Genomic DNA, 21,831 nt, shown 5'->3' on the forward strand with positions numbered 1-21,831 from the left:
TATTCCAATGCGCTGGATTTTGTATCCACTCAAATGTTTGCTAGTGGGCTTTGTCGCCATGCAGCTATATTTTGCGATTCAGATTGGATTGTGGGTCAACTTAAATCCTGGTAGTACGGCGTTCCAGCGAGCGGAACGTTGGCGTTTATGTTCATGGCATTTCACATGCGACATTCAATCTCATTGGGCGCCCTATGACAAGATTTCCAATAATCTTAAGCGCGCAGTCTTGGTTAGTGAGGACGATATTTTTTTTCAGCACAAAGGGGTACGTGTTGAGGATATGCAAAAGGCTTGGGAGAAGAACCAACAGCAGACTCAGGAAAGAATTCGCTCTGGCGCAAAGACAAAGACTGCGTTGCGGGGTGGGTCAACCATTACCCAACAGTTAGCGAAAAACCTATTTTTGTCTTCAGAGCAAAATTATTTCCGTAAAGCGCAGGAGCTCGTAATTACTGGGTTGTTGGAACTCATGCTTTCTAAGCAGAGAGTATTTGAGATTTATTTGAATTCAGTGGAGTGGGGCGAAGGCATTTTTGGCATAGGCGCAGCTACTCAACATTACTACGCTATCAGCCCGGCAAATTTAGATATTGAACAAGCGGCCGCACTAGCTTCAGCCTTACCGGCGCCAAAGTGTTTTGATAAAGAACAATATTGCCGTAAGGCAAATATTAATTTTCCGACTCGGCAAGAATTCATTCTGGAAAATATGGGGCGCGTTGCGCTAGCCCCAATCCCTACCCCTAAAAATACTAAGCGTTAAGCAATATCGCTAAGTAATATTTAAAGTCTTTAGCTTGCCGCCCTTAGTGCGTCACGAGTGTTAAGAGCGACCGCTCTTGCTGCTTGAGCAAAATCGACTCCAGAGCTGGCATACAAAATGGCTCTAGAAGAATTAATGATCATGCCTGTCCCGGGTTTGCCCGCGACAGCACCTGCTTTAACGGTTGCTTCAATATCACCGCCCTGAGCACCAATGCCTGGAATAAGCAGAGGCATATCACCCACAATAGCGCGTACTTTTGCGATCTCTTCAGGAAAGGTTGCGCCAACAACCAATCCAATTTGTCCACTGTTATTCCATTGGGTAGCAGCCAGCTTGGCAACATGCAGATACAGGGGTTCACCACTTGGGGAGACATTTAAAAACTGTAGATCGGATCCGCCAGGGTTGGATGTGCGACATAGGACGATGACGCCTTTGCCAGTATGTTTGAGATAGGGCTCGATTGTGTCAAAGCCCATATAGGGATTAACGGTAATCGCATCGGCGCCATAGCGTTCAAATGCCTCTAGAGCGTAATGGTCGGCTGTACTGCCAATGTCACCACGCTTGGAATCCAAAATTACCGGGATGTGGGGGTATTTATCTTTGAGGTGACGAATGAGCTTTTCAAGCTGAGCTTCAGCCCTTTGAGATGCAAAGTAGGCAAATTGGGGCTTAAAGGAGCAAACAAGGTCTGCAGAGGCATCCGCGATTTCGCGACAGAACTCAAAGATACCCTCAGGTTTGTCTTGTAGTGAAGGGGGCAGGCGCTTGGGATCTGGGTCAAAACCTACGCACAGCATGCTACCTTGGGAAGCCCATGCAGACTGGAGTTGCTGGTAGAAGGTATTTGAGCGAGAGTTCATTCGATTTGGCTTATTTTAATGAAACGGTCATGGTCTATAGGATAAACTAGCGCACATTCCTTAGGAGTTCACCATGATCAACTTGTTCGTCCTGCAAAATGGCCGCCTCTCACAAGAGCAAGTAGAAGATCGCAATGAATTATTGCAGTATGCCAATCCTATCTGGATTGACGTGGTCGACCCTGAAGAAGAAGAGCTAATTTGGATTAAAGAGGCTTTTGGCGTACTTTTGCCAGAGCTAGATGATTTGGGTGACTTGGAAGCTTCTGCTCGTTACTTTGAAGCGGATGATGGTCATCTCCATATCCGCACAGATTTCTTATTGGATGAAGAGGAAACATCTCGCAACGTACGAGTTGCGTTTGTGATGACCAAGCAAGTCTTGTTCTCCATTCATGATGAAGATTTACCAGTGTTCCGCTTGGTACGTTTGCGTGCTCGCTTACGTCCTGGGTCTGTTAGTAATGCTAAAGACGTGTTGTTGGATTTGTACTCAACTGACGCTGAGTATTCTGCGGACGCCTTAGAAGAGGTTTATGAAAATTTAGAGCAAGCTGGAAAACGTGTTTTGCAAGACGACATCAATGATGCGGATGCCGAGCAAGTTCTCGAGACGATTGCTAAGGAAGAGGATACCAACGGCCGTATTCGCCGCAACGTCATGGATACCCGCAGAGCCTTATCTTTCCTAATGCGTAGCAAGTTGCTATCTGATGAGCAGCAAGAAGAAGCGCGTCAGATTTTGCGTGATATCGACTCACTAGAAAACCATACGGCCTTCCTGTTCGACAAGATTAACTTCTTAATGGATGCGACGGTGGGTTTCATTAATTTGAATCAATCAAAGATCATCAAGATCTTCTCTGTGGTATCCGTAGCATTAATGCCGCCAACATTGTTAGCTAGCATTTGGGGTATGAACTACAAACACATGCCTGAGTTAGATGCAACTTGGGGATACCCAATGGCTATTATTGCGATGGTCGTATCCGCAATTATTCCGCTGTGGTACTTCTATCACAAAGGGTGGATGAAGTAACTCCACCAAGCTTTTGCAGTACTAATTCTCGAGAAGTTTTGCTAATTCACTAAGTGCGTAATCGCAGGCTTGTTGTCGAACGCGTTGTCGATCCCCATCAAAGTGCATCGTTTTAGTGACCACCCTGTTATCACCAGCATCACTTCGTATGGTCCAAGCAAAGCAAACCATGCCAACTGGTTTTTCCTTGGAGCCACCGCTTGGGCCGGCAATACCAGTAATGGAGAGGGCAGCATTGACCCCAGCGTGAACTTGAGCCCCTTCAGCCATGGCTTTGGCCACCTCTTCACTAACTGCCCCAAAAGCCTTCAGTAGCTTGTCTGGAACTCCCAGACACTCCATTTTGGCTTCGTTGCTGTAGGTAATGTAGCCACGCTCAAACCATTCACTAGAGCCAGCTATTTCTGTCAAATTCGCGCAAACCAATCCACCAGTACAAGACTCAGCTGCAGCCATTTTCCAGTTTTTTGACTGAAGGATTTCTGCGAGAGTAATAACGATGTCTGAGGTATTCATGATGAGATTCAAGCCATGTAAATTGCAATTATCTGAATTAGTGCAATCACCAAAAGAGTAGACAAGGCTGCAGCAAGATCATCAATCATGATGCCAAAGCCTCGCCACCATATTTGCAATTGAGTTGATGGCTCGTCCAATTTTTCTTTATTTTTAAAATGTCGATCAATCCAGCCTATTGGACCTGGTTTGACTGCATCAAAAAATCGGAACAATGCAAAAGCCAAAATCTGTATCCAAAGATTGCTTGGCATGATCAATGCCAGAATGACCCAAAACGCAATCATCTCGTCCCAAACAATGCCACCAAAATCACGCTTACCTAGTTCTTCGCTGGCGAATCCACAAATCCGGCAACCCCAGATAAATCCAGCCGCTAGAGCCCATAAGAGCGCAGGCGTACCGGACAAAGGAAAAATATAATCAGCAATTAAGTAGATAGCCCAAGCCCATAGGGTGCCCGCAGTACCTGGGGCCATGGCGCTAAGACCGCTACCAAATCCAAAAGCAAGAACCCTATTCATGTCTCCCAACATCCACTTGAAATTTGGCTTTATGGCCAGCTCTTGTGTAGTAGTGTTATTCACAGTGTTGTTCATGCTGCAAAGTGATCGAATGATTTGAGAAATTGTGCCGCTTCAGTATCGGAAAGAATTTTTCCATCTGAATTCAGGATGTGAACTTGTGGCGAATCATTTTTTTTGTGAATGATTCGGCCAATACAGGTCAGCGGTAAATTGAGTGCCTTTCCTATTTCTAAAATAGTCTGATGTTGATTTTTGGGTGCAGTGAAGCAAAGCTCATAATCATCTCCCCCGCAAGCTGCAAATTGATTTTGAGTTTGAATACTTTGTTTTTTTAAGACATCCGATTTTGGTAGACGCTCTAGGAATATTTCTGCATCCACTTGTGATTGGCGCAAGATATGTTGCAAGTCTCCAAGTAGTCCATCGGATACATCTAGCGCAGCACTGGCGATTTCGCGGAGTCTAAGTCCTAGCTCAATCCTTGGGGTTGGTTGATGCATGCGATGTTCAATTTTCTGAAGATCATTTATCGGAAGATCAATTTCATGACGCAGTGCAGCAAGAGTGAGTCTTGCATCCCCCATTGTTCCTGAGACCCAAACCTCGTCATCGACCTTTGACCCTGACCTGCGAATGGCTTTTCCAGGAGGCGTGCTGCCTAGAGTGGCGATGGAAATAGTGAGTGGTCCGGCTGTGGTATCACCGCCTATTAGTGGACAAGCAAACTGATTGGCTATTGAAAATAGGCCCTTGGAAAAAGCCTCTAACCATTGCTCATTCATGCTTGGTAATGCGATCGAAAGGTTAAAGCCAAGGGGTTTAGCGCCCATTGCCGCAAGGTCTGAAAGGTTGACGGCTAGGGCTTTGCGGCCCAGTTGTTCTGGGTCGGCGCCCTTTAAAAAGTGTCGGCCTTCAACGAGCATGTCGCTGGTGATGGCAATTTCTTCACCTGATGGAGGGTTAATTAGTGCGCAATCATCCCCAATGCCTAAATTGATCGCAGAATTGGATGCTTGCGAAGCAGCTGGCGTTTTAAAGAAACGCTCAATCAGGTCGAATTCACCTAAGGGTTTGGGGGAAGAGTGCATGTCCCATTTTATGGCTCTTAAGACTCAAATGCTCGAGAGGAATAGAATTAATGACCTATTTAGCATTTAAAGATAAAAGTAAAACAAACTAGCGAGTTCGTTGATGAGTAAAGATAACAGTAAAGAACAACAAATTGCAGCTTTGAGACAGGCTGCCCTTCAGTATCACGAATTCCCAGTTCCTGGAAAGATTGAGATTGCTCCCACAAAGCAACTCACAAATCAACGCGATTTAGCGTTGGCTTACACGCCTGGTGTTGCTGCTCCTTGCGAAGAGATCGTTAAAGATCCTGCAAACGCATTTAAGTACACGGCCAAAGGCAATCTCGTTGGTGTGATTACAAATGGCACCGCGGTTCTTGGATTGGGAAATATCGGCCCACTGGCAAGTAAGCCAGTCATGGAAGGTAAAGCGGTTCTATTTAAGAAATTTGCTGGCATTGATGTTTTCGATATCGAAGTAAACGAAAACGATCCCGATAAATTAGTCGAAATTATTGCTGCACTCGAGCCAACATTCGGTGGCATTAATTTGGAAGACATCAAAGCGCCAGATTGTTTTGTGGTTGAGCGTAAGTTACAAGCGCGCATGAAAATTCCCGTCTTCCATGATGATCAACATGGAACCGCGATCGTTGTAGCTGCCGCAATTCTTAATGGCTTGAAAGTGGTTGGCAAAGATGTTGGCAACGTGAAGTTAGTTACTTCTGGCGCCGGCGCTGCAGCCTTGGCTTGCTTGGATTTATTGGTTGATTTGGGTATTCCACGTAAAAATATTTGGGTAACCGATCTTGCCGGCGTTGCTTACAAAGGTCGCAAGGAATTAATGGATCCAGAGAAAGAGCCGTTCTGCCAAGAAACAGATTTGCGCACTCTGGATGATGTAATTGCAGGCGCAGATATTTTCTTAGGTCTATCTGCTGGTGGTGTCCTAAAACAAGAGATGGTGAAGAAGATGGCTGATAAGCCACTTATCTACGCCCTTGCTAACCCAACCCCAGAAATTCTTCCTGAAGAAGTGCGAGCAGTTCGTCCCGATGCGGTGATGGCGACAGGTCGAACGGATTACCCGAACCAAGTTAATAACGTTTTGTGCTTCCCATTTATTTTCCGCGGCGCATTAGATGTTGGTGCAACAACGATTACTCGTGGCATGGAAGTAGCTGCGGTAAAAGCTGTAGCGGAATTGGCTCAAGCAGAGCAAAGCGAAGTCGTTGCATCTGTATACGGTATTGAGAATTTATCTTTTGGCCCTGAGTACCTAATTCCAAAACCATTTGATCCCCGTTTGATTACAGTGATTGCGCCTGCGGTTGCTAAGGCGGCAATGGATGATGGAGTAGCTTCTCGCCCAATTAAAGACTTTGATGCGTACCGCAATCAGTTGCAGCAATTTGTGTACCACTCTGGTACTTTGATGAAACCGCTCTTTAGCATTGCTAAGCGTGTGCCTGCGAACCAGAAGCGCATCGTATTTGCCGAGGGCGAAGATGAGCGTGTATTGCGCGCTGTACAAATCATCATCGATGAGCATTTGGCTACCCCAATCTTGATTGGTCGCCCTGCAGTAATCGATCATCGTATTGAGAAGTTTGGCCTGCGCATGAAGTCAGGAGAAGACTTTGAAATCGTGAATCCCGAGAAAGATGATCGTTTCCGTGATTTCTGGCAAACCTATCTTGGGCTCACTGAGCGCAAGGGTGTAACCCAATCGTTTGCTAAGTTGGAAGTGCGTCGTCGCAACAGCTTGATCGGAAGCCTCTTGATTAAAAAGGGTATGGCTGACGGCATGATTTCTGGAACTGTTGGCAACATCGCCACGCATCTGAAATATGTTGATGAAGTGATTGGTCGTGAACCTGGTGCAAATGTATACGGCGCTATGTCAGGATTAATCCTGCCAGGTCGCCAAGTGTTCTTGGTTGATACTCATATCAATATTGACCCAACTGCAGAGCAGTTAGCAGATTTAACTCTGATGGCTGCTAGCGAAATGCGTAAGTTGGGGTTGGTGCCAAAGGTTGCACTCTTGTCCCATTCAAACTTCGGCTCAAGCAATGCTCCTTCTGCAGTGAAGATGCGCGAAGTCTTGGCTTTGCTCCAAAACGCGGATCCAACCCTAGAAGTGGATGGTGAAATGCATGGAGATAGTGCTCTTGATGAGACTATTCGCGCTGGCACTGTCACTTCATCACCATTGAAAGGCGATGCAAACTTGCTGGTATTACCAAATATTGATGCGGCGAACATTTCATACAACTTGTTAAAAACCGCAGCTGGTAATGGCATCGCGATTGGACCGTTGCTATTAGGTGTTGCTAAGCCAATTCATATTTTGACTCCCGCAGCTACCGTTCGCCGTATCGTGAATGTGACTACTTTGGCAGTTGTTGAGGCCGCTAGTAACGCTAGAGGTATCTCCTAAGTCCTTATAATTTATGTAAGTTAGTGATAACTTACATAAATTAATTTTATATAAATCAAAGACTTATAAATAAATCAGCGTATTTGGGCTTGATTTGATGGCGTGTTAAGGGTAACCTAGCACCCATCATGAATAATCGCTCTGAAAACACCGTTACAGCCAGCTTCGAAGAACATAGCCGCGCTGAAAGTTGGGATAGCAACGATCGACTTGAAACGGAATCGTCGGCTGCCAATGTTTATGCTCAGGGTGGTTTATCTCGTTTACAAACCTATGCAGCAAATCAAGTTTCGGGGAAAAAAGTGACAGCTTCTTGGCGTGCTGCTTTGGCCGTTCGTGATGCCGGACCGCCGGCTATGTTGCGCAGCGTACGCACTAACATCGTGCAATCGATTCGCGCATTTCGCACACCTGATTTGCAAGAAGCTGCTACTGAGCTTGGTCAGCATTTTATTTACGCAAATTGCGCAAATGCGATGACTAAGGGCGAAGTTCTTGAAGCGATTGCAATTGCTTACACCTTTACAAAACAGCAGGCTAAGAATTTTGATCCGCTGTTAGATGCGCTTACTACAACTACTGATAAAGCAGGTCAACAGCCTGGATTTGTAGTGGTGCTTGAAGGCTTGCCTTGCACACAGAAGTTTGACAAAGAAGCTCGTGAAACTTTGTTAGATGTATTCCGTGATGCTGTTGATTATTGGGCTGAGCGCCGTACACCGTATCGCGTGTTTTACTCTTTCGCGTAATCGATAGATTCCTTGAAGCCCTGAATGCGCCTCATTTGAGGCGCTTTTGCATTTCTGGGTTCCACACACTGTGTACAACTGAAATCGCTACAACGCCAGCTGTTTCAGTACGGAGTACTCGTTCACCCAAAGAAACGATTTGATAGCCCGCAGCTTGAGCTCGCGCCTCTTCCTCGGGTGAGTGACCTCCCTCTGGGCCGATCATCAAAATGACATCTTGAGGTTCGTTTTCCAAAAGGACTGAGTACAAACTTTGAGTTGCATCAGGACTCAAAAGAATTTTGAGGGCGGGTTTGGATTCTTTCAGATACTCATCAAAAGTTTGAATAGGCTCAAGTGTTGCAAGGACTGTTCTATCGCACTGCTCGCACGCTGCCTGAATAATGCCTTTCCAGTGGGCAAGGCGCTTTTGGGCGCGATCTTGATCATTCGATCGAGTTAGTTTCAGAATGGATCGTTCGCATTGCAAAGGGGTGATTGCCTGGGCGCCCGTTTCAATAGCCTTTTCGACAATCCAGTCCATTTTGTCGCCACCTGCCAGTCCTTGGGCTAGGGTGATGGCATAGGGGGTCTCTCGATGGATGTCTGTACGGATTTCGCTTAATTGGGCAGATCCGCTTTTTCCGCTTAGGGAAAGGAGCTTGGCTTTAGCAACTTGGCCTTTTCCGTCAAATATAGGGAAGGTCTCTCCAAGCTCAATTCGCCTGACGCGCAAATGGTGGGCAACCTCAGGGGTTAGGGCGGTTGGCTTTTCGGAATCCCATGGTCCGGGAAGATAAAATTGAGGCATTACTGAAATATAGCCAATTTATTTTCCTCGAGACCATTTTTACGATGTCAAATCTTCAAATTCGCATGGCTAACGCCATTCGCGCACTATCCATGGATGCAGTTCAACAAGCAAATTCAGGTCACCCTGGTATGCCAATGGGTATGGCAGATATTGCTGTTGGACTGTGGAATGAGCATTTAAAACACAACCCAACAGACCCTCATTGGATTGACCGCGATCGTTTTGTATTGTCAAACGGTCATGGCTCGATGTTGTTGTATTCCTTATTGCATCTTTCTGGCTACGATTTGCCAATTGAAGAATTAAAAAATTTCCGTCAGTTACACAGCAAAACCCCAGGTCATCCTGAGTATGGAATTACTCCAGGAGTAGAAACCACTACAGGTCCATTGGGTCAGGGAATTTCTAATGCGGTAGGTATGGCATTGGCAGAGAAATTACTTGCTGAAGAATTTAATCGTCCTGGTCACAACATTATTGATCACTACACCTACGTCTTCTTGGGTGATGGTTGTTTGATGGAAGGTATTAGCCATGAGGTTTGCTCATTGGCAGGTACATTAAAGTTAAACAAGTTGATTGCACTCTGGGATGACAACGGCATTTCCATCGATGGAAAAGTGGTCTCTTGGTTCAATGAAGATACGCCGAAGCGTTTTGAGGCTTACGGTTGGAATGTGATTCGTGATGTTGACGGTCATAATGCAGAAGCCGTCTCCAAGGCGATTGCAAAGGCCAAAATGAGCGATAAACCTACCCTCATTTGCTGTAAGACTGCGATCGGTCAAGGTTCGCCCAATATGGCTGGCACCGATAAGGTTCATGGCTCTCCACTGGGCGCTGCTGAAATTGCGGCAACACGTGTTGCCTTGAATTGGCCGTATGCCCCATTTGAAGTGCCTAAGGATATTTATAGCGCTTGGGATTTCAAAAAACGTGGTCAAGCACTTGAGCATGAGTGGAATAAAGATTTCCAGAAATACAGAAATAAATTCCCAGAACTTGCAGCTGAATTACAGCGTCGCATGCAGGGGGATTTATCAAAAGATTTTGCGCCAACACTCAATCAATATTTAAAGGCGTGTCAATCTAAAGCAGAAACAGTTGCAACTCGTAAGGCAAGTCAAAATGCGATTGAAGCATTGGCTCCTGCATTGCCTGAATTTATGGGCGGCTCTGCAGATTTAACCGGTTCTAACCTTACTAATTGGTCAGCATGCAAAGCAGTGCGTGGCGATCAATGGGGTAACCATATCAATTATGGTGTTCGTGAGTTTGGTATGAGCGCCATCATGAATGGTATTGCTCTACACGGTGGATATATTCCATTTGGTGGTACCTTCCTGACGTTCTCGGATTACAGCCGCAATGCAATTCGCATGGCTGCCCTGATGAAGTTGCGTAGCATTTTTGTCTTCACGCATGACTCCATTGGTTTGGGTGAAGATGGCCCAACCCACCAGTCTGTCGAGCATGTCGCCAGCCTGCGTTTGATCCCAAATCTCATGGTTTGGCGTCCTTGTGACACCACGGAGAGTGCCGTAGCTTGGGGCGCGGCAATCGAGCGTCAGAATGGCCCAAGTGCGCTGATCTTTAGTCGCCAAAATTGCCCATTTGTATCTCGCTCGGCAGCGCAAATTAAGGATATTGCCCGCGGAGGTTATGTGCTGCGTGATCCGCAATCTGGAAAGATTGATGCAGTGATTATTGCAACTGGTTCCGAGATTGCATTGGCTTTACAAACTGCTGAGCGCCTAGAAAAAGATGGTGTTGGTGTTCGTATCGTCTCAATGCCATCAACCAGTGTGTTTGATCAACAGAACGTTACTTACAAATCATCAGTTTTGCCGCCGAATATTCCACGTATTGCGATTGAGGCTGGCGTGAGTGATTTCTGGTGGAAGTATGGTTGTGCTGCCGTGCATGGAGTGGACACTTTTGGTGAGTCTGCTCCTGCTGGTCAGTTATATGAATATTTTGGTTTAACAGTGGATCAAATTTCGAAGACTGTGAAACAGTGCATCTCGAAAAAGTAATCTGGAATGCACAGTACAAATGAATTCAATATTAGCTAGGGGAAATCAATGACAATTCGTGTCGCAATTAACGGTTATGGGCGTATCGGTCGCATGGTATTGCGTGCCTTGTATGAAGATCAAGTCAATGGAAAACCACGTCGCGATATCAAAGTGGTTGCAATCAATGCGATGGGCGATCTTGCCATTAATGCTCATTTGACTCAGTATGACTCAGCGCACGGCCGCTTCCCAGCTGAGGTTTCAGTAGATGGCGATCATATGGTGGTGAATGGTGATCGCATCAAAATGTTTTGCACTCGCAATCCCGCAGAAACTCCATGGGGCGAATTAGGTGTTGATTTAGTTTTGGAGTGCACTGGTAAGTTCACTTCAAAAGAAAAAGCCATGATTCATATTCAACAGGGTGCAAAGAAAGTATTAATTTCCGCTCCTGGTGAAAAAGATGTGGACGCAACGATTGTGTATGGCGTAAATCAAAATGTGTTGAAGCCAAGCGATGTCGTTGTATCAAACGCGAGCTGCACAACAAACTGTTTGGCTCCGTTGGTAAAACCATTGCTAGAAAAGATTGGCATCGAATCAGGTTTGATGACCACCATTCATGCCTTTACAAACGACCAGGTATTAACCGATGTGTATCACAAGGATATGCGTCGCGCACGTTCTGCTGTAAGCAGCATGATCCCAACTAAAACGGGTGCCGCTAAAGCCGTTGGTTTGGTATTGCCAGCATTGGCAGGACGTTTTGATGGATTCGCAATGCGTGTTCCAGTAATTAACGTCTCAGTTGTGGATCTCACATTTGCCGCAACCCGCGCTACTAGCGTCGATGAAGTTAATACGATTTTGAAGGCAGCTAGTGAGGGTGAGCTCAAAGGAATTTTGGGCTTCAACACTTTGCCTTTGGTTTCAATCGACTTTAACCATGATCCACGTCCAAGTATTTATGACGCTTCTCAGACTCGCGTTTCTGCCGACGGCAAATTGGTCAAGGTATTGGCCTGGTATGACAACGAATGGGGTTACTCAGTGCAAATGCTCAATGCAGCAGAAGCATTAATGGCAGTTAAGTAATTAAAAGCATCTAATTAACGCTTACTGTAGTTAAAAGTAGTTAAAAAACAAAAAGACCTCATTTTGAGGTCTTTTTTGACATCTAGGGATATCTAAATGAGCCTAATTGCCCTTAAAAGCACCTATTTTTGCTTATTTCGGCAGTTTTTCTTCTGGCAATGACCGTACATGGCTAAAGCATGCTCTTGGAGCTTAAATCCAAGGTTTTTGGCTATATCCCGCTGCCTTTTCTCAATTGCTTCATCTACAAACTCCTCAACGTGCCCACAATCTAGACAAATTAAATGGTCGTGATGTTGACCTTCATTGAGTTCATAGATTGCCCTGCTATCGCCCTTACTAGACTCAAAATGGCTACGAAGCAGTAAGCCAGCCTGCTCAAACTGTGTGAGCACTCTGTAAACCGTGGCCAGACCAATTTCTTGATCCTCTTTGGCCAAGGCCATAAATACGTCTTCGGCGCTGAAGTGCGTACCACTGTTCTGATGAAAGAAGTCCAGAATTTTCATCCGCGGACCTGTGGCCTTGAGGCCGATATCACGCAAATTTTCAGGAGTAGGGTTTTGGTTCGTATTCATGGCTTTGGGGGCTAAAATCAATGTCTTAATGATACGACCAGCTATGCAAAATTGCCTTGAACTTTTTAGCCGCTTTTTGAATGTACTTCTGAGAGGAGTTTTTGCTCCACCTAGGGGTGGCATTGTGGCGATTGCCGCATTTATAGCTCTTGGAGTGAGCGGTTGCTCTACTGCAGTGGATGAGACCCAGCGCGCTTGGATGAACAAAATCTTTCGTCCCTATGTGCCAGATGTAGTGCAGGGTAATTTTATTTCCAGCGAGCAATACGCGAAATTACAACTGGGCATGAGTCGCGAACAAGTGCGTCAAATTTTAGGCACGCCTTTGTTGGCAAGTTACTTTCATGCAAACCGTTGGGATTATGTTTTTGAATTCAAGCGTGCTGGTCAGCGTGTAGGTGCTGAGCGTCATGTCACCGTGTATTTTGATGGCGATAAATTGGTGAAGTTTGAAGGTGATGCATTGCCAACAGAAGTTGAGTTAGTGGCGGAGATTGATAACTACGCTAAATCAAAGCGTTCTTTCTGGGATGTTATTACTGGATCAAACAAACCTCCAGTAACCCCCCCATTGCAGCAGCCTGAAGTGATGGTCACCAGCAAGACAGACAACTTACCTGCTGGAGCCGCTATTCCTCCGGTGCCTGCAGAAAGTAAAAGTTCTTTCTGGGATTTCTTTAGTTTTTCAAATAAACCTGATGCGCAGCCAGAAGTGCTGGGCCCAGGTAGTTTGAATACTCCGCCTGCAACCGAAGCGAAGCAGTAAAAGAATTCAAACTTTTATACCAAGACTAAAACCATAGGTATTTCAAAAGCAGATATTCAATAGCTATTTGAAATACCTCTAATTAGAAGCGAAGAAACACATGATGAAAATTGCAATTGCTGGAGCAACCGGACGCATGGGCAAAATGTTGATTGAGGCTGTTCTCAATACTCCCGATGCTCAATTGGTTGGTGCCCTCGATCATTCTTCTTGCTCTCAGTTGGGTGATGATGCAGGCGCGTTTTTAGGTAAAAAGACTGGGGTGATGATTTCATCTGATGTAGCTGCAGTTTTGGCTAATGCAGAGTTTTTGATTGACTTCACAAGACCTGAAGGAACTATGGCTCATCTTGCAGTAGCTGAAAAAACAGCTACCAAGATGATTATTGGTACGACAGGACTTAGCGCTGATCAAATCGCCAATCTAAAAAAAGCATCCGCTAAATTGGCAATCGTATTTGCTCCTAATATGAGTGTTGGCGTGAATGCCACTTTTAAGCTTTTAGAAATTGCAGCCAAGATGTTGAATCAAGGATATGACATCGAGATCATCGAGGCACATCATCGCCATAAGGTAGATGCGCCATCAGGCACGGCTTTAAAAATGGGTGAAGTCATTGCAGAAGCTTTGGGCGAGAAGCTTGACGATGTTGCTGTATATGCACGCGAAGGGCATACAGGCGAACGCAAAGAGGGTTCCATTGGCTTTGCCACCATTCGTGGCGGAGATATTGTGGGTGATCACACTGTGCTATTTGCTGGTGATGGCGAGCGCATTGAAATTAGCCACAAATCATCAAGTCGTCAGTCATATGCGCAGGGTTCATTGCGCGCAGCACGTTTCTTGCAAAGCCAAAATTCTGGGCTGTATGACATGCAGGATGTGTTGGGATTACGCAAGTAAATCAAAAATACAGTTAAAAAACTGAAGAATAGAAAAATAAAAGAAAAGAGTTGTATTGAATGAGTAAGGATTACGACTACCGCGCGATCGAAGCAGCAGCGCAAGCCGATTGGGAATCTGCGCAAGCCTATAAGGTTGTAGAGAATGCTGTTGGTGCGGACGGTAAGAAAAAGCCAAAGTATTACGCATGCTCCATGTTGCCTTATCCATCGGGCAAGTTGCACATGGGTCACGTTCGCAATTACACAATCAATGATGTGATGGCTCGCCAACTGCGTATGCAGGGATATAACGTTTTAATGCCTATGGGTTGGGATGCATTTGGTATGCCTGCAGAAAATGCTGCCATCCAGAATAAGGTTCCGCCTGCGCAGTGGACTTACGACAACATCGCCTATATGAAAAAGCAGATGGCGGCGATGGGTCTGGCAATTGACTGGTCAAGAGAGGTTGCTACTTGCAGTCCCGATTACTATCGCTGGAATCAATGGCTCTTTCTGAAAATGTTAGAAAAGGGCATTGCCTATCGCAAGACTCAGGTAGTGAACTGGGATCCGATTGATCAAACCGTTTTAGCAAATGAGCAAGTGATTGATGGCCGCGGTTGGCGTTCAGGCGCTTTGGTTGAAAAGCGCGAAATTCCTGGCTACTACTTCAACATTACTGCTTATGCTGAGCAGTTACTCTCTGGTTTGGATGGCTTGGGCTGGCCTGAGCGTGTCAAAACCATGCAGCAAAACTGGATTGGTAAGAGCCGTGGTGTGCGGTTTGCTTTTAAGCATGAAATTGCTGATGTGCATGGCAATTTCATTCAAGATGGTTTGCTCTATGTTTTCACTACGCGTGCTGACACCATTATGGGTGTGACGTTTTGTGCTGTGGCCGCAGAGCATCCGTTAGCAAACAAGGCTGCCGAAAATAATCCAGCGCTAGCGGCATTTATTGAGAAATGCAAAACCGGTAGCGTTATTGAAGCTGACCTGGCTACCCAAGAAAAAGAAGGAATGTTCACCGGTTTATTTGTGACGCATCCTTTAACTAATGAGCCAGTTCCTGTATGGGTTGGTAACTATGTGTTGATGTCATATGGCGATGGTGCCGTAATGGGCGTGCCTGCTCACGATGAACGTGATTTTGCTTTTGCGCTCAAATACGACTTACCTATTAAACAAGTGGTTGCGCTTAAAGACGAGTCACCCATGTTTAATGCTACTCGCTGGGAAGATTGGTATGCCCAGAAGGAAGGTGTCGTTTGCTTCAATAGTGGCAAATATGATGGCCTCTCTCACGATGAAGCAGTTAATGCAGTCGCCAAAGATTTGGGTGACATGAGTATTGGTGAAATCAAAACTACTTATCGTTTGCGCGACTGGGGCATTTCTCGTCAGCGTTATTGGGGTACACCGATTCCAATCATTCATTGTGGTGATGAACAGAACCCTGGTTGCGGTGCTGTGCCAGTTCCGGAGGCCGACTTACCTGTAGTGTTGCCAGAAGATTGCGTGCCAGATGGCAGCGGTAATCCATTGAATAAGCGTGCTGACTTCTTAAATGTGAAGTGCCCTAAATGCGGGAAGCCTGCTCGTCGTGAAACTGACACCATGGATACCTTTGTGGATTCGTCATGGTATTTCATGCGCTATACAGGGTCAGATGCCAAGACGATGGTTGATACGCGTAATGAATATTGGATGCCAATGGATCAATACATTGGCGGTATTGAGCATGCAATCTTGCATTTACTGTATGCGCGCTTTTGGACTAAGGTCATGCGCGATCTGAATTTGATTACGTTTGATGAGCCTTTTCAGAACTTGCTAACGCAAGGCATGGTTTTGAATGAAACGTATTATACCGAAGAGGCTTCAGGCAAAAAGACTTGGCTAAATCCTTTAGATGTTGAACTAGATCTGGATGAAAAAGGTCGTCCTCAGGGTGCCAAGTTAAAGGGAGATTCTTCTGGAGCGCCAGTCATGATTGGCGGTGTTGAGAAGATGTCCAAGAGCAAGAATAATGGCGTTGATCCTCAGGCTTTAATTGATCAATATGGCGCTGATACTGCTCGCTTATTTGTGATGTTTGCTGCACCACCGGAGCAGCAACTTGAATGGTCTGGAGCTGGCGTAGATGGTGCTTCCCGTTTCTTACGACGTGTGTGGACTTACTCAAGCGGTCAAGCTGGGTCTGTTCGTGAAGCGCAGGATGCAGTACCAAGTAACTTAAATGACGCAGAAAAAGAGTTGCGTCGAGAAGTGTATTCAATACTGAAGCAAGCCAATTTTGATTATCAGCGTCGCCAGTACAACACTGTGGTATCCGCTGCTATGAAGATGCTTAATGTTCTTGAACCCATCAAGCTAGGTCAGGATTGTGCTATTAGCGCCCCAGTATTACGTGAGTGTCTTAGTATTCTGTTGCGCGTTCTTTATCCAGTAGTGCCACACCTGACTCATGTTTTGTGGAAGGATTTGGGTTATGCCAAGATATTCGGGTCTTTATTGGATGCTCCATGGCCTTCCGTTGATGAGTCTGCTTTGGTTCAAACGGAAATTACCTTAATGCTGCAGATTAATGGCAAGCTACGTGGTGATATTAAGGTGCCAGCCGATGCTAGCAAAGAGCAAATTGAAACCTTGGCATTGCAAAGCGAGTCTGCAAGCAAAGCCTTAAACGGTGGCGCACCTAAAAAGGTGATTGTCGTCCCAGGTCGTTTGGTCAATATCGTCGCATAAATAGACGGAGAGCTAGATCATGGTCATTAATCCACTTCGTCGCGCATTACTTGGACTGATTGCTAGTGTGCCTGTTACTGGCCTCTTGGCATGTGGCTATCGTTTGCGTGGCATGGTGGATTTGCCTTTTAAAGCAATTGCAATCACGGGAAATCCTTCGCCACCTTTGCGTGCTGATATCCAGACATCTATTTTGCAAGGAACCGATGCCAAGGTTGCAATTAACCCGAAGGACGCAGACCTTATTCTTGAAATCACGAATGATATTAATGGCCGTGAAATTTTGGCTTATAACGCCGCTGGTCAAGTGTCTGCATATCGCTTAAATATCCGCGTGGGCTTTCGAGCATTTGATAATTCTGGCGCTGACATTATTCCGGACAGCGAGATTTATATGACTCGTGACATGGACTTCTCAAATACTACCGTGTTGGCAACAGATGTTCAGCAACAACAATTCTTGTCTTTGATGCGCAAAGATTTGGCTGTGCAAATTTTGCGACGTATCTCTGCCGCTGCTAGAGCGCCAAGAACTAAGTCGTTTTAAAAAGAAAATTTAGAGAATCTAGACGCGCATGGTTAAAGTCGACGCCCTGCAAGCACATCTCAAATCCCTGGGTTCTGGCGGGACAATGTTGCCACTTTATATTTTTACTGGTGATGAGCCGCTATTGATGATGGAGGCCATGGATCAATTGCGCTTGACCGCTAAGAAACTAGGCTTTACCGAGCGCGAAGTGTTACTACAAGAGCGTGGATTTGATTGGAGCGCTTTATTGAGTGCAGGTCAAACCATGTCACTTTTTGGAGATAAGCGCTGGGTCGAGTTGCGCATCCCAACTGGGAAACCGGGTCGGGATGGCGCTGATGCTTTAAAGCAATTTGCTGCGCAGATAGGATCACAGCCTAATGGTTCAGAGGGGCCAGATACTGTTGTATGCATAGTGCTACCTAGGTTAGACGGTAAGACCAAAACTTCTGCCTGGTTTAGTGCATTGGATGATGCCGGTATGGCAATTCAGATTGATTCGATTGATCGAGGCAATTTACCGAGATGGATTGCCGCTAGATTAAAAAAACAAAACCAAGAGGTGGAGAGTGGTTCAGAAGGCCAACGTGCTTTGGAATTTATTGCTGATCAAGTTGAGGGTAATTTGATTGCCGCTCATCAAGAGATATTGAAGCTAGGGTTGCTCTATCCCGCTGGAGTGTTAACCGAGGAGCAAATTCGCTCTTCTATCTTAAAGGTGGCTCGCTATAACGTATTTGAGTTAACTGAGGCGATGTTGGCGGGAGATTTGCCTAGATTGAACCGCATGCTAGATGGTCTTAAGGGTGAGGGCGAGCCATTAGTCTTAATTTTATGGAGTGTCACTGAGGAGCTCAGACTGCTGTCAAAGATAAAAGCTGCTAGCGATGCTGGAGAGTCAGTTCAGCAGCTGATGCGTGCGAATCGGATTTGGGGTAATAAAGAGCGCTTGTATCCAACTGCCCTGAGAAGAATTCAGCCACTGAAGTTGCGTAGGGCCATGCAGGTAGCTGCAGGTCTAGATCGTCAAGTAAAGGGCTTATCCGCAGCAGAGTTGCCTGCAGACCCCTGGGATGGGCTGCGTTTAGTGGGAAATCTACTACGCTAGAAATTAGTAGAAAATAGCAAAGATGAGTACTGAAATTCAAAAAATAATGCAGGACATTGGTCGCAGGGCACGTAGCGCTTCGCGCGCTATGGCTCGTGCATCTAGCGAACAAAAGAACCAAGCCTTATTGCATATCGCCAAGTTGGTTCGTCAAAAGGCGAGTGAGATTCAAAAAGTGAACTCAGTTGATGTTGAGCGTGCAAAAGCTAACGGTCAGGATGCGGCTTTTGTAGATCGCTTAACCATGACACCCAAAACTATTGAAACGATGGCTTTGGGTCTTGAGCAAATTGTTTCCTTAGAAGATCCTATTGGAAAAATTACTGCCTTAAAGAAGCAAGCATCAGGTATCGAGCTTGGTCAGATGCGAGTGCCATTAGGTGTCATTGGCATCATTTATGAATCCCGTCCAAATGTGACCATTGATGCTGCCGCACTTTGTCTTAAATCTGGTAATGCGGTGATATTGCGCGGTGGCTCCGAAGCGATTGATTCCAATACATTGTTAGCTCAAATTATTCAAGAAGGTCTTACTGCTGCAAATCTCCCAAAAGATGCAGTTCAAGTGGTTACTACAACCGATCGTAGTGCTGTTGGCGAGATGATTACGATGACTCAATATATCGATGTCATTGTTCCGCGTGGCGGTAAGAGTTTGATTGCCCGTTTAATGGCTGAAGCGCGCGTTCCAATGATTAAGCATTTGGATGGCATCTGCCACACCTATATTGATGCAGATGCTGATGTAGCCATGGCTATCAAGGTGTGCGACAACGCTAAGACGCAGCGTTATGCGCCTTGCAATGCTATGGAAACCCTGTTGGTAAATAAGAGCATTGCCTCGAAAGTACTGCCTGAGCTTTGCAAGATTTATCAAGATAAAGGGGTTGAGTTACGCGTAGATCCCTCGACTCGCTCAACATTAGAGTCAAGCGGATTTAAAAACTTAGTCAATGCTACCGATGAAGATTGGCAAACAGAGTATTTGGCGCCAATTTTGTCAATTAAAACTGTGGCTGATATGGATGAGGCCATGGATCACATTGAGCGTTATGGCAGCAAACATACTGATGCCATTATTACTAATAACCAAGCAAATGCGAATCGTTTCTTACGTGAGGTGGATAGTGCAAGTGTGATGGTAAACACCAGTACACGCTTTGCTGATGGATTTGAGTATGGTCTGGGTGCCGAGATCGGTATTTCAAATGACAAGCTACATGCCCGTGGTCCAGTTGGCTTGGAAGGTCTAACTTCCCTTAAATATGTCGTCATGGGTCATGGTGAGATTCGTACTTGATCCACACTCAATTCACATTAAATACATACTTCGGCACTGATCAATATGGCTAATGCCTACCTTTGGGTTAAAACCTTACACATCGTTTTTATTACGTCGTGGTTTGCTGGTTTGTTTTATCTGCCGCGGATTTATGTAAATCTAGCTGATGAAAAAAATATCGAAGCCTACTCTCGACTCTTGGGAATGGCTGATCGCTTATTTAGGTTTATGACCATTTTAGCGGTGCCGGCTGTTCTGTTGGGGCTCACACTGTGGCTTGGCTTTGGTATTGGCGCTCGAGATGTGTGGATGCATGCCAAATTATTCTTTGTAATTTTGGTAATCGGTTACCACCACGCTTGTTGGGGTTTATTGAAGAAGTTTCGCGCTAGTCTCAATACAAGATCTGGTATTTGGTATCGCTGGTTTAATGAAGTCCCAGTGATATTGTTGTTGGTTATTGTGGCTTTGGTGATTTTTAAACCCTGATTCTAGGTTCTCGAGCCCCAACCCTTAGCTCTTTCATTTCGTTTTTATTTATTTTTCTTTCTAACTTTCTAAAACTGCGAGCCCCATGAGATTTTTTGTTGTCTGCCCTGGCGGTTTAGAGATCCCGCTTGCACAGGAGCTGGCAGAAATTGCTGCGCGTCCTGATTCCAAGGTCTTGGGTGCCTGGGTCATTGACCCTACTCCCACTAGCCCTACGGGTGGTATTGGGTTGTCTGGGCCATTATCGGCAGGGATGGCGCTCAATTTGCATTCCAGAATCGCGAGTCGCGTTTTATTGCAAATGGCGCAGGCTCCCTATAGGCAGGAAGATGATCTTTATAAACTTGCTGGCGGCTTAGCTTGGGAAGAGTGGTTTAACTCTAAACAAACTTTAAGGGTTGATGTCACTGCACATCGCTCACCATTAAAGAGTCTAAATTTTGCAACACTCAAAATTAAAGATGCGATTGTGGATCGTTTACGTGATGTCACTGGCGATCGTCCGAGTATTGATACAACCTTTCCAGATATTCGGGTGCAGGCGCATTTAACTGCAACCCAAGTCACAATTTATCTTGATACTTCTGGCGAAGCTTTATTCAAGCGTGGTTGGCGTGATGAAAAAGGTGATGCACCGCTGAAGGAAAATTTGGCTGCCGGCATTCTGTCGATTACTGGTTGGAAGCCAGGCCAAACTTTATTTGATCCGATGTGCGGTAGCGGCACCTTTTTAATTGAGGCGGCCCAAAAGGCTTTAGCGATACCACCTGGAGCCATTCGTGCGGATATATATGGGAATGATGCCAAACCCAGTCGCCTAGCTTATCGTCCATTAATAACATCGACTCAGGGGTTTGGTTTTCTGCGACTAAAGCCTTTTAATGAGATGGCTGAACAAAAGCGTTGGCTTGCATTAAAAGAAGCAGCTCAGACAGAAATTCTGGAAAAGCGTAAACAATATCCTGATGCGCAATCCCTAGGAATTAGTGGTGGCGATATCAATGAAAAACTGGTTGCGATGTTTAAGGGCAATTGGCAACGTGCGCAGTTGCCTGATCAGCCTGTTGTTCGTCAGATCGATGCAATGGCAAGCAAGCCACCTGTTAATGCAAAAGATGGCGTGATGCTGTTGAACCCTCCTTATGGTGAGCGTTTAGTTATTAAGGGTGGTCGTGGTCAAGATCGGGATCGGGATTTAAGGGGCATTGAGGATGAATCTGGTGAGCCAGAAAATCGATTTGAGCTCAATTTAGAAACTGGCCGCCAAAGTGCAAAGCGTTCAAGCCGAGAGTCATTAAAAAAACTTCAGGCCCAACAAGAACAAGACCCCAAGTTTGTGGAATTTTTGCGCCAATTTGGACAGCATCTGAAGGATGCTTTTGGTGGATGGAGTGTCTTTGTGTTGACTGCTGATATGGCGCTGCCAGGACAGTTGCGAATTAAAGAATCTAAGCGTACGCCTTTATTTAATGGTCCGTTGGAATGTCGCCTATTCAAGTTTGAGATGCATCAAAAACGTCCTGCAATAAAGCAGCCTAGCGATGAATGAAATGATGAG

Annotated in this window: 20 protein-coding genes; 14 read left to right on the forward strand and 6 right to left on the reverse strand. The window is 45.6% G+C overall.

Features of this window, described 5'->3' with window-relative positions:
* Positions 1-7 precede the first annotated feature (7 nt).
* Positions 8-766: a monofunctional biosynthetic peptidoglycan transglycosylase gene (gene mtgA / locus DCO17_RS01140; protein WP_173954996.1), complete on the forward strand. Its 759-nt coding sequence runs from the start codon at positions 8-10 to the stop codon at positions 764-766.
* Between the two features lie 29 nt (positions 767-795).
* Here the strand turns inward: mtgA and pyrF are convergent, their stop codons facing one another.
* A complete protein-coding gene (gene pyrF, locus DCO17_RS01145) occupies positions 796-1,635 on the reverse strand; it encodes an orotidine-5'-phosphate decarboxylase (RefSeq protein ID WP_173954997.1) in 840 nt (279 codons plus the stop codon).
* A gap of 73 nt (positions 1,636-1,708) precedes the next feature.
* Here pyrF and corA point away from each other — a divergent pair, with 73 nt between their 5' ends.
* Positions 1,709-2,674 carry a magnesium/cobalt transporter CorA gene (corA, locus tag DCO17_RS01150; protein WP_173954998.1) on the forward strand — a complete coding sequence of 322 codons (966 nt, stop codon included), beginning with the start codon at positions 1,709-1,711 and terminating at the stop codon, positions 2,672-2,674.
* Between the two features lie 21 nt (positions 2,675-2,695).
* On the opposite strand, the gene DCO17_RS01155 is transcribed toward corA, so the two are convergent.
* From DCO17_RS01155 to thiL, 3 genes are read right to left on the reverse strand one after another with little or no spacing between them, the layout of a single operon-like run.
* Complete coding sequence (locus tag DCO17_RS01155) at positions 2,696-3,190, reverse strand: CinA family protein (protein ID WP_173954999.1); 495 nt, start codon at positions 3,188-3,190, stop codon at positions 2,696-2,698.
* 8 nt (positions 3,191-3,198) lie between these two features.
* Positions 3,199-3,789, reverse strand: coding sequence for a phosphatidylglycerophosphatase A family protein (locus tag DCO17_RS01160; protein WP_173955000.1), 591 nt, complete (start codon positions 3,787-3,789; stop codon positions 3,199-3,201).
* Complete coding sequence (gene thiL / locus DCO17_RS01165) at positions 3,786-4,805, reverse strand: thiamine-phosphate kinase (protein ID WP_173955001.1); 1,020 nt, start codon at positions 4,803-4,805, stop codon at positions 3,786-3,788. Before thiL ends, DCO17_RS01160 begins: the two co-directional genes overlap by 4 nt.
* Positions 4,806-4,908: 103 nt before the next feature.
* Between thiL and DCO17_RS01170 the strand changes: the two genes are divergently transcribed.
* Entirely contained in the window at positions 4,909-7,230 is a 2,322-nt protein-coding gene (locus tag DCO17_RS01170; RefSeq protein WP_173955002.1) for an NADP-dependent malic enzyme, read from the forward strand.
* 128 nt (positions 7,231-7,358) lie between these two features.
* Positions 7,359-7,979: a barstar family protein gene (locus DCO17_RS01175; protein WP_173955003.1), complete on the forward strand. Its 621-nt coding sequence runs from the start codon at positions 7,359-7,361 to the stop codon at positions 7,977-7,979.
* A 31-nt stretch (positions 7,980-8,010) separates the two neighbouring features.
* Here DCO17_RS01175 and DCO17_RS01180 read toward each other — a convergent pair whose 3' ends face one another.
* Positions 8,011-8,769, reverse strand: a complete 759-nt coding sequence (locus tag DCO17_RS01180) for a 16S rRNA (uracil(1498)-N(3))-methyltransferase (RefSeq protein ID WP_173955004.1) — start codon at positions 8,767-8,769, stop codon at positions 8,011-8,013.
* Positions 8,770-8,813: 44 nt separating this feature from the next.
* On the opposite strand from DCO17_RS01180, the gene tkt reads away from it, so the two are divergent.
* Together tkt and gap are read left to right on the forward strand one after the other, a co-directional pair.
* Entirely contained in the window at positions 8,814-10,808 is a 1,995-nt protein-coding gene (gene tkt / locus DCO17_RS01185) for a transketolase (RefSeq protein WP_173955005.1), read from the forward strand.
* Between the two features lie 48 nt (positions 10,809-10,856).
* A complete protein-coding gene (gap, locus tag DCO17_RS01190) occupies positions 10,857-11,885 on the forward strand; it encodes a type I glyceraldehyde-3-phosphate dehydrogenase (protein WP_173955006.1) in 1,029 nt (342 codons plus the stop codon).
* Between the two features lie 122 nt (positions 11,886-12,007).
* Here the strand turns inward: gap and fur are convergent, their stop codons facing one another.
* Positions 12,008-12,463 carry a ferric iron uptake transcriptional regulator gene (gene fur, locus DCO17_RS01195; RefSeq protein ID WP_173955007.1) on the reverse strand — a complete coding sequence of 152 codons (456 nt, stop codon included), beginning with the start codon at positions 12,461-12,463 and terminating at the stop codon, positions 12,008-12,010.
* 76 nt (positions 12,464-12,539) lie between these two features.
* Between fur and DCO17_RS01200 the strand changes: the two genes are divergently transcribed.
* The 8 genes from DCO17_RS01200 to DCO17_RS01235 all read left to right on the forward strand — a co-directional run bounded on the left by DCO17_RS01200 (position 12,540) and on the right by DCO17_RS01235 (position 21,822).
* Positions 12,540-13,229, forward strand: a complete 690-nt coding sequence (locus tag DCO17_RS01200) for an outer membrane protein assembly factor BamE (protein WP_217425425.1) — start codon at positions 12,540-12,542, stop codon at positions 13,227-13,229.
* 103 nt (positions 13,230-13,332) lie between these two features.
* Positions 13,333-14,133 (forward strand): 4-hydroxy-tetrahydrodipicolinate reductase, encoded by an 801-nt coding sequence (gene dapB / locus DCO17_RS01205; RefSeq protein WP_173956655.1) that lies wholly within the window; start codon positions 13,333-13,335, stop codon positions 14,131-14,133.
* A gap of 59 nt (positions 14,134-14,192) precedes the next feature.
* Positions 14,193-16,865 (forward strand): leucine--tRNA ligase, encoded by a 2,673-nt coding sequence (gene leuS, locus DCO17_RS01210; RefSeq protein WP_173955008.1) that lies wholly within the window; start codon positions 14,193-14,195, stop codon positions 16,863-16,865.
* A 19-nt stretch (positions 16,866-16,884) separates the two neighbouring features.
* Complete coding sequence (locus DCO17_RS01215) at positions 16,885-17,412, forward strand: LPS-assembly lipoprotein LptE (protein WP_173955009.1); 528 nt, start codon at positions 16,885-16,887, stop codon at positions 17,410-17,412.
* A 28-nt stretch (positions 17,413-17,440) separates the two neighbouring features.
* Positions 17,441-18,502 (forward strand): DNA polymerase III subunit delta, encoded by a 1,062-nt coding sequence (holA, locus tag DCO17_RS01220; RefSeq protein WP_173955010.1) that lies wholly within the window; start codon positions 17,441-17,443, stop codon positions 18,500-18,502.
* A gap of 22 nt (positions 18,503-18,524) precedes the next feature.
* Complete coding sequence (locus tag DCO17_RS01225; RefSeq protein ID WP_173955011.1) at positions 18,525-19,802, forward strand: glutamate-5-semialdehyde dehydrogenase; 1,278 nt, start codon at positions 18,525-18,527, stop codon at positions 19,800-19,802.
* Positions 19,803-19,847: 45 nt separating this feature from the next.
* Positions 19,848-20,273 (forward strand): CopD family protein, encoded by a 426-nt coding sequence (locus DCO17_RS01230; protein WP_173955012.1) that lies wholly within the window; start codon positions 19,848-19,850, stop codon positions 20,271-20,273.
* Between the two features lie 85 nt (positions 20,274-20,358).
* Positions 20,359-21,822, forward strand: coding sequence for a THUMP domain-containing class I SAM-dependent RNA methyltransferase (locus DCO17_RS01235; RefSeq protein ID WP_173955013.1), 1,464 nt, complete (start codon positions 20,359-20,361; stop codon positions 21,820-21,822).
* Positions 21,823-21,831: the final 9 nt, after the last annotated feature.

It is taken from the genome of Polynucleobacter tropicus (genome assembly GCF_013307225.1).
Taxonomy (GTDB): domain Bacteria; phylum Pseudomonadota; class Gammaproteobacteria; order Burkholderiales; family Burkholderiaceae; genus Polynucleobacter; species Polynucleobacter tropicus.

Bases quoted from the DNA above. Each gene is read 5' to 3' on its own strand.
- mtgA (WP_173954996.1), top strand. From the start codon at position 8: ATGCGCTGGATTTTGTATCCACTCAAATGTTTGCTAGTGGGCTTTGTC.
- pyrF (WP_173954997.1), bottom strand. From the start codon at position 1,635: ATGAACTCTCGCTCAAATACCTTCTACCAGCAACTCCAGTCTGCATGG.
- corA (WP_173954998.1), top strand. From the start codon at position 1,709: ATGATCAACTTGTTCGTCCTGCAAAATGGCCGCCTCTCACAAGAGCAA.
- DCO17_RS01155 (WP_173954999.1), bottom strand. From the start codon at position 3,190: ATGAATACCTCAGACATCGTTATTACTCTCGCAGAAATCCTTCAGTCA.
- DCO17_RS01160 (WP_173955000.1), bottom strand. From the start codon at position 3,789: ATGAACAACACTGTGAATAACACTACTACACAAGAGCTGGCCATAAAG.
- thiL (WP_173955001.1), bottom strand. From the start codon at position 4,805: ATGCACTCTTCCCCCAAACCCTTAGGTGAATTCGACCTGATTGAGCGT.
- DCO17_RS01170 (WP_173955002.1), top strand. From the start codon at position 4,909: ATGAGTAAAGATAACAGTAAAGAACAACAAATTGCAGCTTTGAGACAG.
- DCO17_RS01175 (WP_173955003.1), top strand. From the start codon at position 7,359: ATGAATAATCGCTCTGAAAACACCGTTACAGCCAGCTTCGAAGAACAT.
- DCO17_RS01180 (WP_173955004.1), bottom strand. From the start codon at position 8,769: ATGCCTCAATTTTATCTTCCCGGACCATGGGATTCCGAAAAGCCAACC.
- tkt (WP_173955005.1), top strand. From the start codon at position 8,814: ATGTCAAATCTTCAAATTCGCATGGCTAACGCCATTCGCGCACTATCC.
- gap (WP_173955006.1), top strand. From the start codon at position 10,857: ATGACAATTCGTGTCGCAATTAACGGTTATGGGCGTATCGGTCGCATG.
- fur (WP_173955007.1), bottom strand. From the start codon at position 12,463: ATGAATACGAACCAAAACCCTACTCCTGAAAATTTGCGTGATATCGGC.
- dapB (WP_173956655.1), top strand. From the start codon at position 13,333: ATGAAAATTGCAATTGCTGGAGCAACCGGACGCATGGGCAAAATGTTG.
- leuS (WP_173955008.1), top strand. From the start codon at position 14,193: ATGAGTAAGGATTACGACTACCGCGCGATCGAAGCAGCAGCGCAAGCC.
- DCO17_RS01215 (WP_173955009.1), top strand. From the start codon at position 16,885: ATGGTCATTAATCCACTTCGTCGCGCATTACTTGGACTGATTGCTAGT.
- holA (WP_173955010.1), top strand. From the start codon at position 17,441: ATGGTTAAAGTCGACGCCCTGCAAGCACATCTCAAATCCCTGGGTTCT.
- DCO17_RS01225 (WP_173955011.1), top strand. From the start codon at position 18,525: ATGAGTACTGAAATTCAAAAAATAATGCAGGACATTGGTCGCAGGGCA.
- DCO17_RS01230 (WP_173955012.1), top strand. From the start codon at position 19,848: ATGGCTAATGCCTACCTTTGGGTTAAAACCTTACACATCGTTTTTATT.
- DCO17_RS01235 (WP_173955013.1), top strand. From the start codon at position 20,359: ATGAGATTTTTTGTTGTCTGCCCTGGCGGTTTAGAGATCCCGCTTGCA.